Raw genomic sequence first — 20,834 nt, 5'->3', positions numbered from 1 at the left:
GTCTCGCCTCAGGGCCGCCGTGGTCTCGATCGCGAGGTGGGCGGGTTCGGTCGGATCAGTGCTCGCTGGTGGCCGAGTCGGTGAAGGACCAGACGGCCGCGGGCCGTCCGGTGGCCTTGGTTCGCATTCGTTCCCCGGTGCGGGTGAGACCGGGGATCGCGGCCAGGGTGCGGTTGAGGTTGCCGGGGTCGGGACGAGTGCCGGCCAGCGCCGTCGCAAGGGCGACCGCGCGCGTGGCCGGGAACTGTTCGCCGATCAGGGGACGGGTGAAAGTGAGGTCCTTCCAGAGCATCTCGGCGAGCCGTTCCCGGGCGACCTCGACGATCATGTTGTGGTCGAAGGCCAGCGGCGGGACCGCATCGAACGAAACCCATCGAGCACCGGTGGGTGTTGCGGGGCCCCCGAGTACCGCCCACATCGCGATCGAGAGCGTCGGCCCGCGCGGATCGCGGTGCGGTTCGTCGAACGTGACCAGCTGACCGACGGCGAGAATCGCATCCTCGGGCACGCCCAGTTTGCTGTGTACCGCGCGGCGGGCCGCCGTAACGAGTCGCTCACCGCGGCCGAGCAGCACACCGGGCAGGGCCAGCTCGCCGGCGAACGGCTCCCACTGCCTCGGCGCCACCCCGAAGGTGACGGCCGGGTCGTCGGCGCCGAATCGCAGGGCGAGGACATCGAGCGATACGGCGGATTGCTGCTCCACGGCCAACCATCATGCCGCAGCCGCGACCCGGGCCACGCGATCGGCGCGATCGGGGCCGTGCCCGGTCAGCACCACCGGCGCGCCGAGCCGGCGTTCCAGGAATTCCGGAACGTCCGCCGGCAGCGGAACGAGATCCGGGGTGCTCTGCGCGAGGAGACCTGTCAGCCACCGCTGATGACCCAGATCCCGCCAGGCGCCACAATCGATCCGGTCCCGATATCCGTCCGGGGCGAAATATCCTGCGGCAGCGCGGAAGTCGTCACGACCGGCCACGAGATCCAGGTGGTTGACGGCGAGGGCGTCGACTCCTCCGCACGCCTCCACGGCATAGCGCAGCAGGACCGGATCCAGATGGCCGACGCGAAAGACGCCCTGATACGGACCGGTGGCATTGTGCGGCTCCGGGACCGCCAATGCCGTGTCCTCGGTCGGGAAGGGGCCCGCGCCGTGGCGAGTCTGGTACGCACGTGTCACTCCCAGCACCGTGCCCGGTGCGCCGATGCGTGCCAGCATGGCGCGGGCATGGCGGGGCTCCACCGTCGACCAGGTGGTGTAGGGGTGCAGGCCCCGCCATTCGTCGAGCAGCACGCCCTGGGCGCCCTCGAAGACCAGCCGGCCCGCGGCGGCGAAGACCGCGAGCTGCTCGCCCGGCACCAGTGCGACCGTCCGCGCGAATTCCGTATACACCTCGACGAGGGCGTCGATCGGCTCCCAGCCGTGCCGCCCGCGCGCCAGCAGCGGCGCGTAGTGCCGCTCCAGCGCGATCAGCTTGCGGCGCAGGACATCCGGGCTCCGGCAGTCCCGGACCCGAGGCGCATCGTGCTCGAGTGCGTAGCGCACGGTCTCCCCGATGCCCATACCGCAGGAACCGTGCCGTGCGGCACCGCGCGCATCCTCACGGCAGCGGTTGGCGGCTCCGTGGATCGGAGTGGTCAGCAGTGCACGCTCGTCGACGACGATCGATCCCAGCGGATCCGCGACCCCCAACGCGGCCAACGCTTCGGCCTCGGCCGCCAGAGCGATCGGATCCACCAGCACATGCCGCGACAGCACCGTCGGCACGCCCGACAGCGTGCCCGATCCGAACTGCCGGAAGGTGTGGCGCCGGCCGTCGACGATCACGGTGTGCGCGGCCTGCGCGCCGCCGTTGAAGCGCACGACGGCCGCCACCTCCAAGCCGGCCTGTGGCGAGCACAGCCAATCCACGGTGGCGCCCTTCCCGGCGTCGCCGAATCCCAGATCGACCACGATTACATGCCGGTCGCCGAACATGATGTGTTCCCTTCGCTTGTCGGATCGGGCTCGCGATCAGAACCGGACGTCGTCGTCGCCCGGGGTCGCCGCCGGCAGTGCGCCCGCACCGCGGGAGCGGACGGGAGTACCGATCGGGGCCAGCGCCTTACCGACGACCTCGGCGGCGTCGGATCCGATGTCCCGCAGATCGGCCAGGCCGGCACCCAGATCGACGCGGTCCTCGCCGATCCCGATGGTCAGCGCGATGAGTTCGCACACTGCCGCCGGATCGTCCAACCGCAGCACCCGCTCTCCGAGCACTCCCCGCCAGTGCTCGAGAATCTCCGGGTCGGTGTAGTAATGGGACTGATTCGGCAGGATGTAGTACACGTGCCACCGATCGGCCAGCTCGCGGTAGATCGAGGGAACCGAAATGTCCTGTGGCACATCGTCGCCGATCACCCGGCGTACATGCGCCGCCGCGAGTCGCGACTTGTTCAGCTCGTCACCCACGATGAACAGATAGCCCTTGCGTCCGCGCCTGTCCCACGCGTCCGTCGCCGTGTGCCGGGCCATGAAATACGCTGCGAGTTCGTAACTTTCGGATTTCTGTCCGCCACCGCCCCCCTCGAGCAGAATCAGGCGCAGCTGTTCGTCCATCCGATTGTCGGACTCGAACTGCCCGATCTGCAGCGGCACCCGATCACAGTCCGCATCGCCGATTCCGCCGAACAGAATCTGCGGATCCTCCGCATATCCCTTGCGCTGCAACAGCCCGTGCAGGGTGGCCAGCTTCTCCTGCATGATGCGCGGGACCCGCCCCATCGACCCGGTGACGTCGAACAGCACCGCGATCGGCAGCGAGGCCCCGTGCTCGTCGGAATCGCGGGATTCGCGCACCCCGACGCCGAAGGGGTCGAGCAGCGGATGCGCGACCCATTCCGGATAGGGCTTGGCCCGCATGTCGGCGGTATAGCCGAAGTCGTCGAGTCCGCGGGCGGCGCGGAAGGTGCGCGCGGCGTCGTAGGCACTGTCGTCCCACTGTCCGTATCCCATCGTGATCACTGTCCTTTCGGTAGTTCGAACGGCCGGAATCGGCGGGCGCCGTACAGCCGGTCGAGCAGGTCGTCGAATTCGTCGAGCAGGGTGCGAGCGTCGGGCCGCAGCCGGGGCGCGGATTGCAGGCAGCCCTCGGCGAAGGCGCGCATCGGTGCGGGCGCGCGGTCGCCGAGCATGGTGAGCAGCAGCCGGTGGGCCAAATACACATCGGTGCGGGGGCAGACCCCGCTGCCCGTTTCGGGCGGATAGTCGATCGAGGCCGGCGTGGCCGTCGGCACCCGCCCGGGCCGGGTCGCGAACGACCAGCCGACCAGCACCACCCCGTGCAGACGGGGATGGATGAGCACGTTCTCCGCGGATACCGCGGTGTGCACCCAGTGCGCGGTCGCGGCACCGGCGAGGCAGCGCAGCAGCCGGCGGTGCATCCAGGCGTAGTCGCGTGGGTCGAGTCCGCGCGGATACGCGGCGCGAACTCGAGCCAGCGTCACGAACCCGTCGGTCAGCGCGTCGAGCACGTTGATCGCGCGCGCCTCGCCGGATTCGGTATCGGTGTGGTCGACGGTGTCGATCAGGCGCGGGTAGTACGGCGTCAGCCATTCGTGCTCGCCGGTGAGCGCGGCGATATCCGTCAGCGCGTTTCGCTCGTTCGCCAGCAGCGAATTCGCGGCCTGCCGCCGTGCGATCTTCACCACGGCGGCCGCCGAGTCGGTGCGGTACAGGTCCGCGACGGAACCGGCGGCGTGCAATGCGCCGAGGCGATACCGCCCCCGCATGCCACACACCTCGAAGGTCTGCTCGGCCGCCAGCCAGCTCCGATACAACTCGCCGAGGCGGACGAATGCCGCGGTGGCCCGCTCGGCGTCGGCCGCGGCCACCCGGTCCGGATGCAGCGCGGCGGCCAGCCGCAGATACGTCCGATGCGCGATGCGGCGAGCGGTGGAATCCGTTGTCGCCACGCCGAACAGGTCTTCCGGACGCCGCACCTTCCGGAGGGTCGCCGCGGCTGCTCGCAGTGTCGTCATAGTTTTAGTCTAACCGACTAAAACACTCGGACACAGAGATTTGCGCCAACTTTTTGTCGTTGTGACCAAAACAGGCGACGAACACCCGCCGACCACCACCGATAAGCCGTTTCTCAGGGATTCGCACACGCAGACCACGGCCCCGACCGGCCCGACTGTGACCGATGACACGTCTCGCTCCAGGGGTGGAGTTCACGCAATTCACATGGCACGCGACATGGTGGGTCAGCCATGATGGGGGTGTGTCTGAGATTGTGCGCCGTAGCTCATCCCGCAACGCCAAGTTGGCGAAGATTCCACTCGGTATCGCGGGACGGGCCGCTGTGGGGTTCGGCCGCAAACTCGCCGGCGGCGACAAGGGCGAGATCAATGCCGAGTTGAATCAGAAGGCCGCCGAGCAGATCTTCTCCGTTCTCGGCGAGCTCAAGGGCGGCGCAATGAAATTCGGCCAGGCGCTGTCGGTGATGGAGGCCGCCGTACCCGAGGAGTTCGGCGAGCACTATCGCGAGGCGCTGACCAAGCTGCAGGCCGCCGCGCCGCCGCTGCCGGCCGCCGCGGTGCACCGGGTGCTGGACCAGCAACTGGGCACAGCCTGGCGCAAGCGCTTCCGTTCCTTCGACGACGCCCCTACCGCCTCGGCCAGTATCGGACAGGTACACAAGGCCGAGTGGTCCGACGGCCGCACGGTGGCGGTGAAGGTCCAGTACCCCGGCGCCGACGAGGCGCTGCGCGCTGACCTCAAGACACTCAATCGGATGGCCGGCATGATCGCCGCCGTCGTCCCCGGCGCCGACGTCAAACCCATCCTCGCCGAGATCACCGAGCGCACCGAGGAAGAGCTCGACTACCGCACCGAGGCCGCCAACCAGCGCCGCTTCGCCAAAGCCTTCGACGGGCACCCGAGGTTCCTGGTACCCAAGGTGGTGGCCGGGGCACCGAAGGTGATCGTCACCGAGTGGCTCGACGGCACCCCGGTCTCCCAAATCATCAAGCGCGGCCACCAGGATCCGGCGGGCACGGTCGAGCTGCGCAACCGCGTCGCAACCCTGATGGGTGAATTCCACTTCTCCTCCCCCGCCCTGGCCGGCCTGCTGCACGCCGATCCACACCCCGGCAATTTCATGATGCTCGACGACGGCCGGTTGGCGGTGCTCGATTTCGGCGCCTGCGCCCCGCTGCCCGACGGCTTCCCGCCCGTGCTGGGCCAGATGGTGGCGATGGCGGTCGAGGATCGGTTCGAGGAACTGACCGAGCTGATGTACAGCAACGGCTGGGTGATTCCCGGCCGCAGCGTCACGCACGCCGAGATCGCCGACTATCTGCGCCCGTTCACCGATCCCATCCGCGAGGATTCGTTCCACTTCACCCGCAAGTGGATGCAGCGCGTGGCGGGCAAGGCGACCGACGTGAGCCGCCCGGAGATGAAAACGGGTATGTCGCTGCAACTTCCGGCCGAACACATCATGGTGTTCCGGGTGCTGATGGGTTCGATCGGCATCTGCGCGCAGCTCGACGCCGAGGTTCCGTTCATGAAGCTGATGCACGACTGGGTACCCGGCTACGCCGAATACCGAAGCGCCAGCTGATCGTTCACCTACCCCGAATATGGGACGAGCCCCGCATCCGACAAAGATGCGGGGCTCGTTCGTGCTCCCAGAGGTGGCCGAGGCGGATCCGCGCTCGGCCCGAACCGGCGCCGATCACGCCAGTGCGACCTTACGCGGGCGGCCGCGCGGCCGCTTGCGGGCGATCACGACGCCCTGTTCGAAGATCTCGCCGCCCCAGACACCCCAGGGCTCGGCGCGATCCAGGGCAGCCGCGAGGCACCCCTTGCGGATCGGGCAGGAAGCGCACAGTGCCTTGGCCTCTTCCAACTGGGTCGGGCTTTCGGCGAACCACAGGTCCGGGTCACCGACTCGGCAGGGCAGGGTCAGCGCGACACCGCGGGTGCGGGCCGGCCTCGAGGCCTGGGTCGATCGGCATGTCGCGCGAGTAACGGTCGCGGTGGACACGTCTTGCTCCTTCAGCTCGTGCAGCGGTGGTTTCGTTGTCTTCCGCGAAACCGGTGCCGGTGGCTGGAGGCCGAAAAGAACTATGGCCACGGTTTCGCTTCGGGCGATCCGTGGCCAGGAGGCTGTGGTAGTGGGTTCTACCTGAACCGACTTCGGTGTCGGTTACTGATCACGGTCGCTGGGTGTGCGTTGCGGAGGCGGGCTGCCTGCAGATTCGCCGTCATACGATCGGCTTCGCCTGCGAAGGCGTGGGCTGCGTCGGTGTGGAAACCGACGTGTGCCGGGTGCCAACCCCACTCGGACTTGTCTGCGGCAATTGCATATGCGGGCGCTTGCGGTCGAGCACCGATAATGCTTGCGACAGACAGACCGGTCCCCTGCAAGGCGAGGACCCCCCGGGAGGCCGACACGACAGAAACCACCGGTGCCACAACGCTTCTCGAAGCGAGAGTCACGATGTTGTTCATTTTGTCTACCTCCCTCCTACTCGTTATCCGACTGATCACTGTGCGCGCCGGAATGCCCTCCCAGCGCGTGATCACCACCCTACGGGTGCGATACACAACCGCACAACCTATTTTTCACCTGCGGTTTTGCCGCTCGCGCAGCGCTCACCGAATCACCGGTTGCGCACCCGGGATCGCACGATCGCCAGCAGCTCCGGGCCGAACTGCTGCGACTTCTGCTGTCCGATACCCGGAATCGCGGCGAGCGCGTCCTCGTCCATCGGCACCTGTTCGGCGATCGCGGTCAGCGTTTTGACGCTCACCACCGCGAACGGTTTGATCTGCAACTCCTCGGCCCGCTGTCGTCGCCACTCCTGCAGCGCGCCGAGCAGTTCGGTATCCACCTCGGCCGGGCAGCCCGAGCAGCGGCCGAGCAGCGTGTCGGTCGAATTGAGCAGGGAACGCCCGCAGACCCGGCAGACCGGCAGCCGGCGGCCGCGACCACCCCGCGCACCGGCCTGCTGGGCGACCATCGACGCCGGAGAATCCTCCGGCACCAGCCCGGTGAGGAATCGGCTGCGCCGCCGGTTGCGGCGCCGGCCGTCGGCACGCGCCAGCGCCCACGACAACCGCAGATGTTCGCGCGCGCGGGTCACGCCCACGTAGAGCAACCGCCGTTCCTCCTCCAGCGCGGCCTCGTCGGTCACCGCGCCGCCCTCGCCCAGAACATGGGCGATGGGCAGGGTGCCGTCGGTGAGCCCGACCAGGAAGACCGCATCCCATTCCAGCCCCTTCGCCGCGTGCAGCGAGGCCAGCGTCACACCCTGCACGGTCGGTGGGTGGCGGGCCTCGGCGCGGGCGGCCAGTTCCCGCAGCAGTCCGGCGAATTCGAGGCCGGGATCGTGGGCGGCGAGCTCCTCGGTGAGCTGTACCAGCGCGACCAGCGACGACCAGCGCTCGCGGGCCTGCGCACCGGCCGGCTCCTCGGCCGTGAGCCCGAGCCGGGCCAGCACCGCGCGCACGAGCGTCACCACCTCGGGGCCACGCGCCGCGGGCAGGTCGTCGCGGGCTCCGGCCTGCCGCAGCGCCTGCACCGCCTGCCGGACCTCGGCCCGCTGGAAGAATCCCTCACCGCCGCGGACCTGGTACGGGATGCCCGCGTCGGTCAGCGCCTGCTCGTACACCTCGGACTGGGCGTTGATGCGATACAGCACGGCGATCTCGGCGGCCGGGACACCACGCCCGAGCAGACCGGCGATGCCCTTGGCGACGGCGGTGGCCTCGGCGACCTCGTCGTCGTATTCGGCGAACGACGGTTCCGGCCCGTCGGCGCGCTGGCCGACCAATTGCAGCCGGGTCCCCGCGATGCGTCCGCGCGCGGCGCCGATCACGCGATTGGCCAACGACACCACCTGCGGCGTGGATCGGTAGTCCCGTTCCAGCCGGACCACGGTGGCATCCGGGAACCGGCGAGAGAAATCGAGCAGATAGGCGGGACTGGCGCCGGTGAACGAGTAGATCGTCTGATTGGCGTCGCCGACCACGGTCAGATCGTCGCGATCGCCGAGCCACGCGTCGAGTACCCGCTGCTGCAGCGGGGTCACGTCCTGATATTCGTCGACGACGAAGCACCGGTAGCGGCCACGGAATTCCTCGGCCACGGCCGGGTAGTCCTCGAGCGCGGCGGCGGTGTGCAGCAGCAGGTCGTCGAAATCGAGCAGCAGACCGTCCGCAGTGTTCTTCAACGTCTCGTAGCCGGTGTAGACGGCCGCGACCTTGTCCGCCTGATACGGGATGTCGCGGTGGTGGCGCTGGGCGGCGCCGGGGTAGTCCTCCGGCGCGATGAGCGAGGCCTTCGCCCATTCGATCTCGCCCGCCAGATCACGCACGTTCTCCGTCGCGGTCGGCAGGCCGACGCGCTGGGCGGCCTGGGCGACGACCGCGAATTTGGAGTCGATGAGTTTCCACGGCACGTCGCCGACGATCTGCGGCCAGAAATACTTCAGTTGCCGCAGCGCCGCGGCGTGGAAGGTACGCGCCTGGACGGTCTGCGCATCGCCACCCAGGCCGAGCGCACGCAACCGGGACCGCAGCTCACCGGCCGCCCGCGCCGTGAAGGTCACCGCCAGCACCTGGTCGGCACGCACATGCCCGGCCGAGACCAGATGGGCGATGCGGTGGGTGATGGTCCGGGTCTTGCCGGTGCCGGCGCCCGCGATCACACACACCGGCCCACGCGGCGCCCGCACCGCGGCTGCCTGCTCGGGATCGAGCCCGTCGAGCCGCAGGCTGGTCGATGAGGTCGGGACAGGCACGCGCTCCATCATGACAGGCACCACCGACATCCGTGCCGCCGCGACGACGCCCCCGGTTGCCCCGCCACGGGGGTCCCGCCGCGGCTCCCCCGGCCGGCGCGCCCGTCGCTCAACTCCGCGCGTCCCGCAGCGTCCGCAACGATGCGGCGAAGTCGGCGGTACGGGCGTGCAACGGACCGAAGAACTCCCGGTCGCAGTCCTCCACCGCGACGATCGCGCGATTGACCAGTGCCACACCGGCTTTCGTCGGAACCAGGGATTTCGCGCGCCGATCGTGCGGATGATCCCGCCGCTCGATCAGGCCCTTCTGTTCCAGGGCGCGCAACACCTGGGAGGTCATCATCGGGTCGGTGGCGGCATGGGCGGCGAGATCGCGCTGCGTGATCGGGGTGCCGGCGTCCGACCCGCCGAACCAGGTCAGCGCGGCCAGCAGAACGAACTGCACGTGAGTGAGATCGAACGGGGCCAGCGCCGCGCGCACCGCTGCCTGCCACCGGTTGGTCACCTGCCACAACAACAGGCCGGGGCTTTCGTCGGCGCTGCCGAATTCGGTTCGCAGGGCACGATTTTCGTCACTCACCGGGCGGCCGCCGACATCTCGCCCGCGTCCTCGCCCAGCATGGCCCGGGAGATGACCTCGAAGTCGTGCGCGCTCAGTTCCACCACGCCGCGCCGGAGCACGATGCCCCAATGGGGGACGCTGGTGAGATCGAGGTCACCTCGCACGGTATCGATCGCGACATCGCGCGCGTCCGGGCGGTAGGTCACCGCGCGCCGCCACGGCCGGAAGCAGCCGCCCTGATCGTCGGCCTGCCACACGGGCCGATCGTCGATCATGCCGATCGCGGTGAACGACTTCACCGCGTCCCCCTCGCGCATACCGGTTCTGGGCGAGTAGTAGACGAGCCCGTCACCCGGCCGCATCCGTTCGACCGCGGTTCGCTTGCCGTGATTGGCCTGCGCGATGCCGAGCGCCACCCCGCGACGCACGTGATCGCGGGAGACGACGGCCAGCCAGTACTTGCTCATGATGTCCTCCTCGAACGATTCAGCGGATGCCCGGAACGGCCCGGCGCGCCTCGGCCGTCTCGACCAGCGCCGCGAGGTCACGGTGGACGGAATCGGCCAGTCCGCCGCCCATCAACGCCGACCACAGCCGGCGCAGCGGGCCGGTCATCGAAATGGTCACCGACACCTCGGTGCCCGCGGCCGTCTCCGCCACGTGGTGCGCGAAGATCAGCCGGGCGCCGAACAACCGGGAGACGTCGACGAACTCCTCGCCGGTCAGCTTCTCGATCACGAACGCGACCTTCGGGCCTCCCTTCGGCTTCAAGGTGCCCGTCGCCCCCTCGGCGAAGGGGCCGTCGAGCCGGACCCACTCGGTGTCGGCATTCCATTCCGGCCAGGTGGCCATATCGGCCCAGACCGCGAAGAAGTCGGCGGGTGGGGCGGTGGATACGGCGTGAGCTGCGGCAATCTGCGTCATGGGGAAATAGTATGCGCGCTTACTATCTGTTTGGCAAGTCCCTCCGGCGGACATCACAGCCAGCCGTGGGAACACGGAAAACCGATTCGATGTTCAATCAGGCGTGACTGCTACTGACCTGACCATGTACTCGACGACCTGGTGCGGCTACTGCCGCCGCCTGAAGAAGCAACTCGACGAGGCGGGCATCACCTACACCGTCGTCGACATCGAACAGGATCCCGACGCGGCCGAGTTCGTCGGCAGCGTGAACGGCGGCAACCACGTGGTGCCGACCGTCAAGTACTCCGACGGGTCCACCGCGACCAACCCGAGCCTCGCCCAGGTGAAGAGCGCCCTCGCCGCGATCGGCTGACCGACGGCGAGCGCGGGCGAATCAGCCTGCCGCAGCCCAGGATTCGACGATGGTGCGGGCGATCGAGATGGAGCCCGGCAGCAGGAGCCGTTGCTGCTCGGCATTTCCGGTGTCGCCGGTGACCGAACCCCACGCGCCCGCGGCCAGTGCCGTGCGCACCTCGTCGCGGGTGAACCAGTGGGCCTCGGCGATCTCACCGTCGGAGAAGACCAGCGGTGCATCGGGATCGGCGACCGCGGCGAACCCCAGCATGAGCGAACGCGGCAGCGGCCACGGCTGACTGCCGAGGTAGCGGATGTCGCGCACCGCGACGCCGACCTCCTCGCGAATCTCGCGTTCGACGCAGCGTTCCAGCGACTCCCCCGCCTCCACGAAGCCGGCCAGCAGCGAGAACATCTTCTCCGGCCAGTTCTGCTGCCGGCCGAGCAGGACCCGGTCGCTACCGTCGTGCACCAGGCAGATGATGGCCGGATCGATACGCGGGAATTCCTCGTGTCCGGAGGCGTTGACGCGCGACCAGCCGGCATTCGACACGGTGGTCGGGCTGCCGTCGACAGCGCTGTAGCGGGCGCGGTCGTGCCAGTTCAGCAGCGCCAGTGCGGTGGACAGAATGCCGAGAATCACGTCGTCGAGGTGCAGCGAGGTGCCCACCACCCGCAGGTCCATCAACTGACCCTCTAGCTCGTTGTCCCGAACCCCCCAGATGTGCGCGCCGTCGACCACACCGAGCAGGACCGCCTCGGGCACCGGCTCGGACGCATAGTCCAACGCCGCCTCCAGCACCAGCTGATCACCGTCGATCCGAACCTGCCCCCGCCGGTTCATCCGCACCAGTTTGGCCTCGGCCCACCCTTGCTTCAACGCCTGCTCGTCCGAGCGCAACGTCTCCGCACGATCGAGGGCGGAACGAGACAGCAGTGGAAGACCATTCAGTTCGAATAACGACACGCTTCGAGGGTATCGCGGTGGTTGCGACCTGCGCGGAGCAGGCTTCCCCGGTCCGGGCTATTTGTGCACGCGGCGGATGTAGAGGAGTTTGTCGCCGGTTTCCAGGGCGTCCACCTCGGGCTCGTCGACCCGGATCAGCGTGCCCTCCCGGACCACGCCGAGCACGATATCCCGCAGATGCCGCGGCGAACCGCCGACCTCGTCGGATTCCACGTCGCGTTCGGCGATCGCGAACCCGGCCTCCGGGGTGAGCAGGTCCTCGATCATGTCGACGACGCTGGGCGTGGTGGTCGCGATACCGAGCAGCCGGCCCGCGGTCTCCGAGGAGACCACGACCGAATCCGCACCCGATTGCCGCACCAGATGGGTGTTCTCGGCCTCCCGGATCGACGCGACGATCTTGGCCTTGGCATTGAGTTCCCGCGCGGTGAGCGTGACCAGCACCGCGGTGTCGTCCCGGTTCGCGGCGATGACCAGCGAGGCCGCGTGCTGAGCTCCGGCCAGCCGCAGCACATCCGATTGCGTCGCCGAGCCGTGCACCGTTACCAGGCCGGCATTGGCCGCGGCCTCCAAGACGGTCGCATCGGTGTCGACCACCACGATCTCGGCAGGTTGCACCCCGTCGCCGAGCATCGCGTCGACCGCGGTCCGGCCCTTCGTCCCGTATCCGACGACCACGGTGTGATTACGCACCTTCTGCCTCCATCGCTGAATTTTGAACGCCTGCCGGGACCGCTCGGTGAGGACCTGCAGGGTGGTGCCGACCAAGACGATCAGGAACAACACGCGCAGCGGGGTGATGACGATCGTGTTGATCAGGCGCGCCTGCTCCGTGATCGGGGTGATGTCGCCGTAGCCGGTCGTCGACAGTGAGACCGTCGAGTAGTAGGCGGCGTCGAGGAGAGTCAGTTCCTCGCCGCGGTTGTCGTGATAACCCGCGCGGCCGAAATAGACCACCAGCGTCGCCGCCACCAGCAGCAGCACCGCGAACGCGACCCGGCGGGTCAGCGAGACCCACGGGCTGGTCCGGATTTCGGGAATGCGGAGTATGCCGACCAGCGCGTAATCGGGACGATCCGTCAAACGGCCCAGACCTCGTGAGCTGTCACCGAACACGGTATCCCCCGGATATGTCGTTGCTCACCTGTGCCACAGATCGGCAGCGTACCGGCCGGAAGCCGGGTCGAGGGACTGGGCACGCGAGTAGGCAGGAGCGTAGCGTCACCACGGAGCGACCCCATCGCGGCGGAGAGAGCGCGGAGCCGGGGCGGAGAAAGGAATACCGCATGAGTGACGCCGGTCGAGGCTCGCAGCGGCGAGCGGTGCTGATGAGCGCCGCCCTGTTCGGCATGGGCACGCTGCATTTCGTGGCGCCCAAGCCCTTCGATTCGATCGTGCCGCCGGCTCTGCCAGGGCGGGCGCGCACCTACACCTACGCGTCGGGTGTGGCCGAAATCGGCGTGGCGGCCGCCTTGGCCGCCCCGCGGACCCGGCGGCTCGGGGGCCGGCTCGCGGTGCTGTTGTTCCTCGCCGTCTTCCCGGCCAACATCCAGTTCGCCGCCGATTCGGTGCGAAATCCGAAGGCGGCCAAGGCGATCAAGTGGGTGTCGGTGCTGCGGCTGCCGTTCCAGGTGCCGATGATCACCCAGGCCCTGCGCATCAGCCGCGAAGCCGCCTGAGGCGCAACGGGTTTCACTCGGGCGGATAGTCGGGGGCGAAATCGGCTTCGGACACCAGGTCCGGGTCCGGCGGGGGTTCGGCACCCGGGTCGGCGCCGAACTCTTCGTCGGGCGGAAGGTCGGCGGCGGGTTCCTGGCCGTCCTGCGAGCCGGCGGGTGGCGCCCAGGCGGGCGCGACCTCGGCGATGAGTTCGGCCAGCTCGGCCGACCCCGGCAGTTCGGCGGGCGCGACCGTCCTGCCGCTGCGGACGTAATGGAATGCGGCACCGACCTTCTCCAGCACGAGCTCTTCGGCCTCCCCCGTCTGCGCGGCCATCATGCGAGCCCACGCGACCCGGTAGACGGCCAGCTGCATCGCGACCGAGCGTTCCTCCGCGCGTGTCGGTTCCGCGCCGGTCTTCCAGTCGACGACCAGCCAGCGGCCGCCGGGTTCGCTGAACACCGCGTCCATCCGGCCGCGAATGAGCGTGCCGCCGATGCTGGTCTCGAATCCCACCTCGACATCGACGGGGTTGCGGTCGGCCCACGGCGACGCCAGGAACGCCTCCTGCAGCCGGATCAGATCGGCGTCACCCGCACCACTGTCGGCGGCGCCGGGCAGTTCGTCGAAATCGAGCAGCCCGACCGCGCCGAACCAGCGTTGCAACCACGCGTGAAATGCGGTGCCGCGCCGGGCGAGTGGGCTCGGCGGATACGGCAGCGGCCGCCGCAGCCGGGCCGCCAGCTTGGCCGGATCGGCCCGCATATCCACCAGCGCGGTGGCGGGCAGCTGCGCGGGCAACTCCACTTCGTGAATGCCCTCGGCCGTCGCGAAGTGCTCGGTGAGCAGGGCGTCCACATCGGCCGCCCAACCTTCGGGATCCGGGTCGGGCTCGGCGGGCGCCGCGTCTTCCTCCTCGCCCGCTCCGTTGCCGCCGTTAGTGCCGGAGGTCGCCGGGTCGTTGGTCAAGTCGGCGAAAAGGTCCAACTGGCGCGGAGTTTCGAGTGCGCCCGGGTCGTCTTGGGCCCGGCGGGAGGGAACCGAGGGGGCATCGCTCCGGACGGGAGCGGTGTGGCCGTTCGACGTCTGCTTGCGATGATCACGAGGGTCGGGCTCGGGCGGAAGGTGCGCGAGCGCGGTACGGACCAGGGCCGCCCCCGCTTCGACCGCCTGCCGCCGCACGCCGAGCGGGTCGCGGGGCCAGTCGGCCACGGCGGGATTGTCGGTGAAGGGGTTGGGCGCGTCGGGGGGTGGCGGGTCGGCCCAGATATCGACGCGCACGGTGCCGTGTCCGGGTGACTCCGGATGGTCGGTCCACCGCTTCAGTTCGAGCAGGAAATCCGAGGGGCCCTTCGGCGTCGAGCCGGTCTCGGCCCAGTGGTGAGCCGAAACGAACAGCGCGCGTTCGGTTCTGGTGAGGGCCACGTAGAACAGGCGGCGTTCCTCCTCGAGGCGGCGGCGGGCCAGCGCCTCCTTGTGCTGTTTGATCGCCCGTTCCAGATCCGTGCGGTCGTACAGTTCGGTGAGATCGAGGACCGGAACGCCGTCGCGCACCGGCGCGGAATCCGTCGCGTCGCCGTCGCTGTCGCGTTGCCGGTCACCACGCAGGGAGGTGGGGAGTTCGGCGAGCGCGCCGAGCCAGGTCGCGGCGGCGTTCCCGGAGGGAAACAGGCTCCGCGATACGTGCGGTACGGCCACCACCTCCCATTCCAGCCCCTTCGCCGCGTGCACGGTGAGTACCTGGACGCGGTCGTGCGCCACCTCCACTTCGCCGGGCTCCAAACCGTTTTCGACCTCTTCGGCGGCGGCGAGAAAGCTCAGCAGGCCGGGCAGGGTGGCACGGTGGTCACCGGCGTAGCCCGCGACCACGTCGGCGAAGGCGTCCAGATGTTCACGCCCGGCGCCGGCGCCCGCGGCCGCGCGGCGGGTCTGGGTTTCCACCCCGACCCCGATCGTGCGTTCCACATCGGCGACCAGTTCGGGCAGCGACTGCCCGCTGCGCTCGCGCAGGGCTGCCAGCTCCCGCCCCAGGGCGACGATGCGCGCATAGCCGAGCTCCGAATACCGTTGCGCCGGACCGGGATCGGCGATGGCGTCCGCGATGCCCGCCTGTTCGGCGGGTTCGGGCGCCACGGCCCGCAACGCCTCCGACAACCCGGCCGCATCCGTGATGGCTTCCGCGCGACCCGGCGCCCCGACGATCGACAACTCCCGCGCCCGCGCCGACAACGCCTTCAGATCGCTCACACCCAGCCGCCAGCGCGCGCCGGTGAGGATGCGCATCGCGGCGCTGCCGGCCGCCGGATCGGCGATCAACCGCAGCGTGGCCACGATATCGGCCACTTCCGGAGTGGCGAGCAGACCACCCAGGCCGACGATCTCCACCGGCAGCCCCCGCGCGCGCAGCGCCTCGGCCAGCGGCGCCGCGTCGGCGTTGCGGCGTACCAGGACGGCGGAGGTCGGCGGTGGCCGTCCGGCGTCGGCACACCGCTCCCATTCCGCGGCGATCCGCTCGGCGACCCAGTTCCGTTCCTCGGCAACGGTTTCGGTGAGAGCCAGCGCGACGGTTCCGGCCGTGGCCTGCGGGCGGGGGCGCAGGGCGTCGACCGTGACCCCGCCCTCGGCGCCGCGCAGCGGTTCGGCGACCAGATTCGCCAGATCCAGCGCCTCCGGCGGATTGCGCCAGCTCGTCAGCAGCGGCAGTACCGGCGCGGCGACGTTCGGCGCGGCCGGGAAATCGGTGGTGAAGCGGGGCAGATTGGCCGCCGACGCACCGCGCCAGCCGTAGATGGACTGCATCGGATCACCGACCGCGGTCACCGCCGGGCGGTTGGCGAATTCCGTCGCCGGCACCTCGTCGCCGAGACCGACCGCGCCGCGATCCCCGAACAATGCCGCGAGCAGAATGCGCTGCGCGTGCCCGGTGTCCTGATATTCGTCCAACAGCACTAGGCGGAACCGCTCGCATTCCGCCGCCCCGACCTCGGCGTGGGTGGCGGCCAGCCGCGCGGCCAGCGACATCTGCGAGCCGAAATCCAGTGCGCCGCGGCGCCGCAACTCCTCGCCGAGCCGCGCGACCAGCGGCAGCAGCGCCACCCGATCCTGCTGTGCCTTGACGATCGCGCGCAGCTCCTGATTCGGGCCGCCGCGCTGTCGCGGGCCGGGCGGCAACGTCTCCACCAGCCGCTCCAGCTCTCGATGCGCTACCGCCAGCTGCTCGGGCGCCACCAGATGTTCGGCGAGCTGACCGGACAGCGCCAGCACCGCCTCGGTGACCGATACCGGCGTGCGCTCGGTATCGAGATCGCCGTCCCAGCCGGTGACCACGCGATGCGCGAGCTGCCACAGCTGCGTTTCGGTGAGCAGGGTGGCCGAGGGCTCCACGGGCAGGAGCAGGCCGTGCTCGGACAGCAGCCGGCCGGCGTAGGAGTGATAGGTGCTGATCTCCGGTTCGGAGCCGACCAGTGTCGCGCGCAGACGACCGGTGCTGTCGATCTCGCGCAGCAGCGGCGATCCGGCCAGCCGCGCCAGACGGGTGCGAATACGAGTCGTCAACTGCTGCGCGGCTTTTCGGGTGAACGTCAGTCCCAGCACCGCGTCCGGGGCGACCAGCCGATTGGCGACCATCCAGACCACCCGGGCGGCCATCGTCTCGGTCTTGCCCGCGCCCGCACCGGCGACGACGAGCGTCGGGCCGAGCGGTGCTGCGATGACGGCGGACTGTTCGTCGGTGGGTGGCGGCAGGCCGAGTGCCTGCGCCAACTGCTCCGGCGTGATCGTCATCGATCCGTCACCTGGCGGCCGGTGTCCTGCACCGGGCAACTCCCGGCCACCTGGCAGTGCCGGCAGCCGTCGTTGCGCATGGCCAGGAAGCCGGGCCCGCGGGTGGCGGCCGCCGCATCGTGAATCGCCTTGCGCCACTGGGCGATACCGTCGGAATCCAGCGCGGTCTGCAACCGCTCGGTGGCCCCGTCGCGACTGGGTTTGGCGACGTAGACGAGGCGGGCGCCGCCCGGTTCGACACTGCCGCCGTCCACCTCGGCGGCGAATCCGCCCGCGCCCGCGGCCACCTGGTAGGTCGCGAGCTGGGCGTGATCCTGAGCGGCCTGTTTGGAGATCGGGGTCTTACCGGTCTTGACGTCGACGATGACGAAGCGCCCCAGCGCATCACGCTCCACCCGGTCTACCCGGCCGCGGATCCGCACCGGCGCCTCGTCCGGATCGCGGGCCGGCAGCACACAGTCCACCGGCACCTCGACACCGACCTCGGCCAGCTCGGCGCGTGTGTTGCGCAACCAGGCGAGGAAGGTGTCGACCATGGATTCGGTGCGCCGCAACTCCAGCCGCGAGTGCCAGCTGTGCGGGCCGTCCTCGCCGGAAGCCGGGTCGACGGCCTTCCACGCCTTGACCAGCGCCGCCTTCACCTGATCCTCGGTCACCCGCCCGGCCAGCGCCTGGACCAGCGTGTGCACGAGATTGCCCTTGACGGCATGCGGGTTGTCCCCGTCGCTGCCACCGTGCCGCTCCAGTGCCCAGCGCAGCGGACAGGTCTGCAACAGCTCGACCGTCGACGGCGACAGGGCGACCGGGCCGTCACCGTCGTCCCACAGCGCCAATTCCGAACTCGGGTCCGCGATGCCGTACCACTCGTCCGGATGCGCACCGCGCACACCGGCCGCGGCCAGCCGGGCCAGCTGGGTGGCGGCCCGGTCCCGGCGGGCGGGATCGGCGCCGTCGTCACAGACCACACCGCGCAGCTCGGCGATCAGGGCCTGCGCGACCAGTGCGCGCCCCGGATCGACCGGTGGCGGAATGCGTCCCGGCTCGCCCGGTTCGGCCTCCGGATCGAGTTCGGCCAGGAATCGGGAGGGCACCAGATCGCGGTCGCCGGTGACGGATTCGACCGCGGTCACCAGCAGGCTGTGCCGGGCCCGGCTGCACGCCAGCAGCAGCAGCCGGCGCTCCTCGGCGAGGATCGGCGCGGCCCGGCTGACCTGTTCGCCGGGATCGGCCACGCCCCCGACGAGGTCGACCAGCTCCTCGATGCCGAGCAGGGTCCCGCGCGGACGCAGGTTGGGCCAAATCCCCTCCTGCACTCCGGCGACGGCCACCACATCCCATTCCCGGCCCGCCGCGGCATGCGCGCTCACGATCGCCACCGCGTCACCGGGTTCGGTCAGCGGAGCCGAATCCTGGTTGATCTCCTGCTGTTCCAGATATTCGACGAACCCCTCGACCGAGGCGCCGGGCAGCCGGTCGACATAGGCGGCGGCGGCGTCGAACAACCCGACCGCGGCATCCAGGTCGCGATCGGCCTGGACCGCACCGGCCCCGCCGCGCTCGGACTGCGCCACCCAGCGCTTCTCCAGCCGCGACGCGGTCCACAACGCCCACAGCGCATCCTCGACCCCGGCCCCGCGGCGCAACGCCCGTCGCGCCCGGTCGACCGCCCGCAGCACCCGCACCAGCGGCGCCACCTCGACCTCGGTGAGCCGATCGAGCAGGGTGCGATCACCGACGCCGGTGATGAGGTCGCGCAGCACGACCGCCGAAGACCGGTCGAGTTCGGAGTAGGGGGCGAGGGCCTCCGGCGACTCCTCGACTGTCGACGAGCCGCGCGCCGGTGGTGCGGAATCGGCATCACCGGGCAGACTCGGCTCGGATTCGCCTGTTCGCGTATGAGATTCGACTCCCGGCTCGCCGGCGCCCAGCTCCGCGTCGTCGTGGCCCGCCGTGCCAGGCTCGGTCCGGGGATACCCGCGGTCGAGCAGCGCGCGGCGAACGCCTCGGCGCAGGCGGCGCAGACTGATCTGATCCGCGCCGCCGAGCGGGCCCAGCAACAGATCGAGCGCGTCGTCCTCGGAGAACATCTCCGGGCGCCCGCGTTCGACCACCAGCAGGGCGCGCAGCGATTGCAGCATCCACGCCGCGCCGCGCCGCCGGGCCAGCGGGGTATCCGGTTTCGGTTGCAGCACAGGCACTCCCGCCGCGGTGAGCGCGCGGCGCAGCGGGCCCAGCGACAGCGGCACCGAACGCACCGCGACCGCCATCCGCGACCACGGCACCTCCGCGGTGAGGTGGGCTCGCCGCAGGTGATCGGCGATCAGCGCCGCCTCTTTGGCCGGGGTCGTGAGTACCCGCACCAACGCCTGCCCGTCGACGGACGGATCGCCGAGCAGATGCGGTCCACCGGTCCGCGCGTCGAAGCGGTGCTCGGTTCGCCCCGGCATGCGGGCGGCGATCCGGGCGACCGCGTCGTGGACCGCCGGCGCGCAGCGATGATCGTCGTGCAGGATGATCCGGCGTTCGGGCGGGGCGTCGGGTTCGGTGACGAAGCGGGTGTCCGCGCCCCGGAAACTGAACACCGCCTGATCCGGGTCGCCGGCCACGACGGTGGTCGCCGGGCCCGACCCGATCGCGCGAATCAGTTGTGCGGCAAGCGGATCCACATGCTGAGCGTCGTCGACCAAGAGGGTGCGGAGGCGTTCGCGCTCGGCGGCGAGCAGTTCGTCGTCCTCGATCAGCACGTCCAGTGCGGCGCCGACCAGTTCGGCGGCGTCCAGGGCGGGCGCACTGGCCTCGGGGGCTTGGACGCCGACCGACCAGCGCAACAGCATCGACTGTTCGTAGCGCTGCGCGAACGATCCGGCGGCCTCCCATTCCTCGCGTTCGTGCAGGCGCCCCAGCTCGATCAGATCCTCGGGTCCCAGGTCGCGCTCGGTGGCGCGCAACATCAGATCGCGCAGTTGCTCGGCGAAACCGTTGGTGCCGAGTGCGGCGTGCAGGCGCGGCGGCCACAGCACCTCACCGCCTGCCGACATGTCGGCGAGTTCGCCGCGCACCATCTCGCGCAGGACCACGTCCTGTTCGGCGCCGGTCAGCAGCCGCGGCGGCGGATTGCCCCGGGCGGCCGCGTGCGTACGCAGGATCGCGAAGGCATAGGAGTGCACCGTGCGCACCATCGGCTCGCGGCTGGCGCCCGGCACTCCGCCGAGTTCCGGCGCGAGGGCGGTCAACTGCCGGGTGAGGGCGTTGCGAACCCGCAGCGCGGCCTGTTTGGAATGGGTGAGCACCAGCACCGATTCCGGATCCGCACCCGCGACGATGCGATCGACGGCGAGATCGGTGAGCAGCGCGGTCTTCCCGGTGCCGGGACCACCCAGCACCTGCCAGGGCCGCCAGCCCGGGTCGGCACCCGACCCACCCGCGAACAGCGTTCGGACATCGGCACCCCATTCGCGTGGCCGGGGTGCGGTCTCACTGCGGCGCACCAGTCGCACCGAGCTATCCGATCGCATCACACGCGCTATTTCAACAGACACCCCCGACAGAATTGAATTCCGTGACAGCAAACGCACCCCGTACATCCGATGTGTCCGAGCTGTGATCGGCGCCACGCCCCTCCGGGCGGTTTTCACGAATTCTCGACCGTCTCCTTCTGCGACCGATAATGCCTGGTAGAAGGCTTGTGAGTGAGGCGGCACGGCTGTGTCTCAGGGCCGCTGCGAATATCGGACCGAAAATCTCACCGCCGCAGTCCTTCCCCGGCAGTTCACCGGCGCGGCCAGCCCCCGGCTATCCCCCTGGCCGATTCGC

At 69.9% G+C, this 20,834-nt stretch carries 16 protein-coding genes; 3 read left to right on the top strand and 13 right to left on the bottom strand.

Annotated features, from left to right (window positions below; translation table 11 throughout):
- Positions 1–55: 55 nt before the first annotated feature.
- From NN2_RS03705 to NN2_RS03690, 4 genes are read right to left on the bottom strand one after another with little or no spacing between them, the layout of a single operon-like run.
- Complete coding sequence (locus tag NN2_RS03705) at positions 56–703, bottom strand: NUDIX hydrolase (RefSeq protein WP_063010482.1); 648 nt, start codon at positions 701–703, stop codon at positions 56–58.
- Positions 704–712: 9 nt separating this feature from the next.
- Positions 713–1,975, bottom strand: coding sequence for an adenylosuccinate synthetase (locus tag NN2_RS03700; RefSeq protein ID WP_063010333.1), 1,263 nt, complete (start codon positions 1,973–1,975; stop codon positions 713–715).
- 36 nt (positions 1,976–2,011) lie between these two features.
- Entirely contained in the window at positions 2,012–2,992 is a 981-nt protein-coding gene (locus NN2_RS03695) for a hypothetical protein (RefSeq protein WP_063010480.1), read from the bottom strand.
- 5 nt (positions 2,993–2,997) lie between these two features.
- Positions 2,998–4,017, bottom strand: coding sequence for a hypothetical protein (locus NN2_RS03690; protein WP_063010331.1), 1,020 nt, complete (start codon positions 4,015–4,017; stop codon positions 2,998–3,000).
- Positions 4,018–4,259: 242 nt separating this feature from the next.
- Here NN2_RS03690 and NN2_RS03685 point away from each other — a divergent pair, with 242 nt between their 5' ends.
- Positions 4,260–5,603 carry an ABC1 kinase family protein gene (locus NN2_RS03685; protein WP_063010479.1) on the top strand — a complete coding sequence of 448 codons (1,344 nt, stop codon included), beginning with the start codon at positions 4,260–4,262 and terminating at the stop codon, positions 5,601–5,603.
- A 114-nt stretch (positions 5,604–5,717) separates the two neighbouring features.
- On the opposite strand, the gene NN2_RS03680 is transcribed toward NN2_RS03685, so the two are convergent.
- The 5 genes from NN2_RS03680 to NN2_RS03660 all read right to left on the bottom strand — a co-directional run bounded on the left by NN2_RS03680 (position 5,718) and on the right by NN2_RS03660 (position 10,276).
- Positions 5,718–6,029 (bottom strand): WhiB family transcriptional regulator, encoded by a 312-nt coding sequence (locus NN2_RS03680; protein WP_081879546.1) that lies wholly within the window; start codon positions 6,027–6,029, stop codon positions 5,718–5,720.
- A gap of 619 nt (positions 6,030–6,648) precedes the next feature.
- Positions 6,649–8,799, bottom strand: a complete 2,151-nt coding sequence (locus NN2_RS03675; protein ID WP_245658534.1) for an ATP-dependent DNA helicase UvrD2 — start codon at positions 8,797–8,799, stop codon at positions 6,649–6,651.
- 100 nt (positions 8,800–8,899) lie between these two features.
- Positions 8,900–9,370, bottom strand: a complete 471-nt coding sequence (locus NN2_RS03670; protein WP_063010329.1) for a MarR family winged helix-turn-helix transcriptional regulator — start codon at positions 9,368–9,370, stop codon at positions 8,900–8,902.
- A complete protein-coding gene (locus NN2_RS03665) occupies positions 9,367–9,819 on the bottom strand; it encodes an EVE domain-containing protein (RefSeq protein ID WP_063010327.1) in 453 nt (150 codons plus the stop codon). Before NN2_RS03665 ends, NN2_RS03670 begins: the two co-directional genes overlap by 4 nt.
- A gap of 19 nt (positions 9,820–9,838) precedes the next feature.
- Positions 9,839–10,276 carry an SRPBCC family protein gene (locus NN2_RS03660; protein WP_063010325.1) on the bottom strand — a complete coding sequence of 146 codons (438 nt, stop codon included), beginning with the start codon at positions 10,274–10,276 and terminating at the stop codon, positions 9,839–9,841.
- Positions 10,277–10,379: 103 nt separating this feature from the next.
- Between NN2_RS03660 and NN2_RS03655 the strand changes: the two genes are divergently transcribed.
- Positions 10,380–10,631 (top strand): mycoredoxin, encoded by a 252-nt coding sequence (locus NN2_RS03655; RefSeq protein ID WP_281207748.1) that lies wholly within the window; start codon positions 10,380–10,382, stop codon positions 10,629–10,631.
- Between the two features lie 21 nt (positions 10,632–10,652).
- Here the strand turns inward: NN2_RS03655 and nudC are convergent, their stop codons facing one another.
- Both nudC and NN2_RS03645 read right to left on the bottom strand, forming a co-directional pair.
- Complete coding sequence (gene nudC / locus NN2_RS03650) at positions 10,653–11,579, bottom strand: NAD(+) diphosphatase (RefSeq protein ID WP_063010323.1); 927 nt, start codon at positions 11,577–11,579, stop codon at positions 10,653–10,655.
- Positions 11,580–11,636: 57 nt separating this feature from the next.
- The gene (locus NN2_RS03645) at positions 11,637–12,695 is read right to left on the bottom strand and encodes a potassium channel family protein (protein WP_063010321.1); all 1,059 of its coding nucleotides are present in this window, start codon (positions 12,693–12,695) and stop codon (positions 11,637–11,639) included.
- Positions 12,696–12,865: 170 nt separating this feature from the next.
- Between NN2_RS03645 and NN2_RS03640 the strand changes: the two genes are divergently transcribed.
- Entirely contained in the window at positions 12,866–13,258 is a 393-nt protein-coding gene (locus tag NN2_RS03640; RefSeq protein ID WP_063010319.1) for a DoxX family protein, read from the top strand.
- Positions 13,259–13,271: 13 nt separating this feature from the next.
- Here NN2_RS03640 and NN2_RS03635 read toward each other — a convergent pair whose 3' ends face one another.
- Both NN2_RS03635 and NN2_RS03630 read right to left on the bottom strand, forming a co-directional pair.
- The gene (locus NN2_RS03635; protein WP_082856688.1) at positions 13,272–17,021 is read right to left on the bottom strand and encodes an ATP-dependent helicase; all 3,750 of its coding nucleotides are present in this window, start codon (positions 17,019–17,021) and stop codon (positions 13,272–13,274) included.
- Positions 17,018–20,536 carry an ATP-dependent helicase gene (locus NN2_RS03630; protein WP_063010317.1) on the bottom strand — a complete coding sequence of 1,173 codons (3,519 nt, stop codon included), beginning with the start codon at positions 20,534–20,536 and terminating at the stop codon, positions 17,018–17,020. The genes NN2_RS03635 and NN2_RS03630 overlap by 4 nt, the downstream gene beginning before the upstream one ends.
- Positions 20,537–20,834 lie beyond the last annotated feature (298 nt).

The sequence above is a fragment of the Nocardia nova NBRC 15556 genome, from assembly GCF_001613005.1.
GTDB classification, from domain to species: Bacteria; Actinomycetota; Actinomycetes; order Mycobacteriales; family Mycobacteriaceae; genus Nocardia; species Nocardia nova.
Note: the sequence above shows the minus strand (reverse complement) of the source record. Positions and strands in the feature narration are given on the sequence as shown.

What these genes read in the sequence shown, in the direction of transcription:
- NN2_RS03700 (WP_063010333.1), bottom strand. Translation starts at nt 1,975, where the DNA reads ATGTTCGGCGACCGGCATGTAATCGTGGTCGATCTGGGATTCGGCGAC.
- NN2_RS03695 (WP_063010480.1), bottom strand. Translation starts at nt 2,992, where the DNA reads ATGGGATACGGACAGTGGGACGACAGTGCCTACGACGCCGCGCGCACC.
- NN2_RS03690 (WP_063010331.1), bottom strand. Translation starts at nt 4,017, where the DNA reads ATGACGACACTGCGAGCAGCCGCGGCGACCCTCCGGAAGGTGCGGCGT.
- NN2_RS03675 (WP_245658534.1), bottom strand. Translation starts at nt 8,799, where the DNA reads ATGGAGCGCGTGCCTGTCCCGACCTCATCGACCAGCCTGCGGCTCGAC.
- NN2_RS03665 (WP_063010327.1), bottom strand. Translation starts at nt 9,819, where the DNA reads ATGAGCAAGTACTGGCTGGCCGTCGTCTCCCGCGATCACGTGCGTCGC.
- NN2_RS03660 (WP_063010325.1), bottom strand. Translation starts at nt 10,276, where the DNA reads ATGACGCAGATTGCCGCAGCTCACGCCGTATCCACCGCCCCACCCGCC.
- NN2_RS03640 (WP_063010319.1), top strand. Translation starts at nt 12,866, where the DNA reads ATGAGTGACGCCGGTCGAGGCTCGCAGCGGCGAGCGGTGCTGATGAGC.
- NN2_RS03635 (WP_082856688.1), bottom strand. Translation starts at nt 17,021, where the DNA reads ATGACGATCACGCCGGAGCAGTTGGCGCAGGCACTCGGCCTGCCGCCA.
- NN2_RS03630 (WP_063010317.1), bottom strand. Translation starts at nt 20,536, where the DNA reads ATGCGATCGGATAGCTCGGTGCGACTGGTGCGCCGCAGTGAGACCGCA.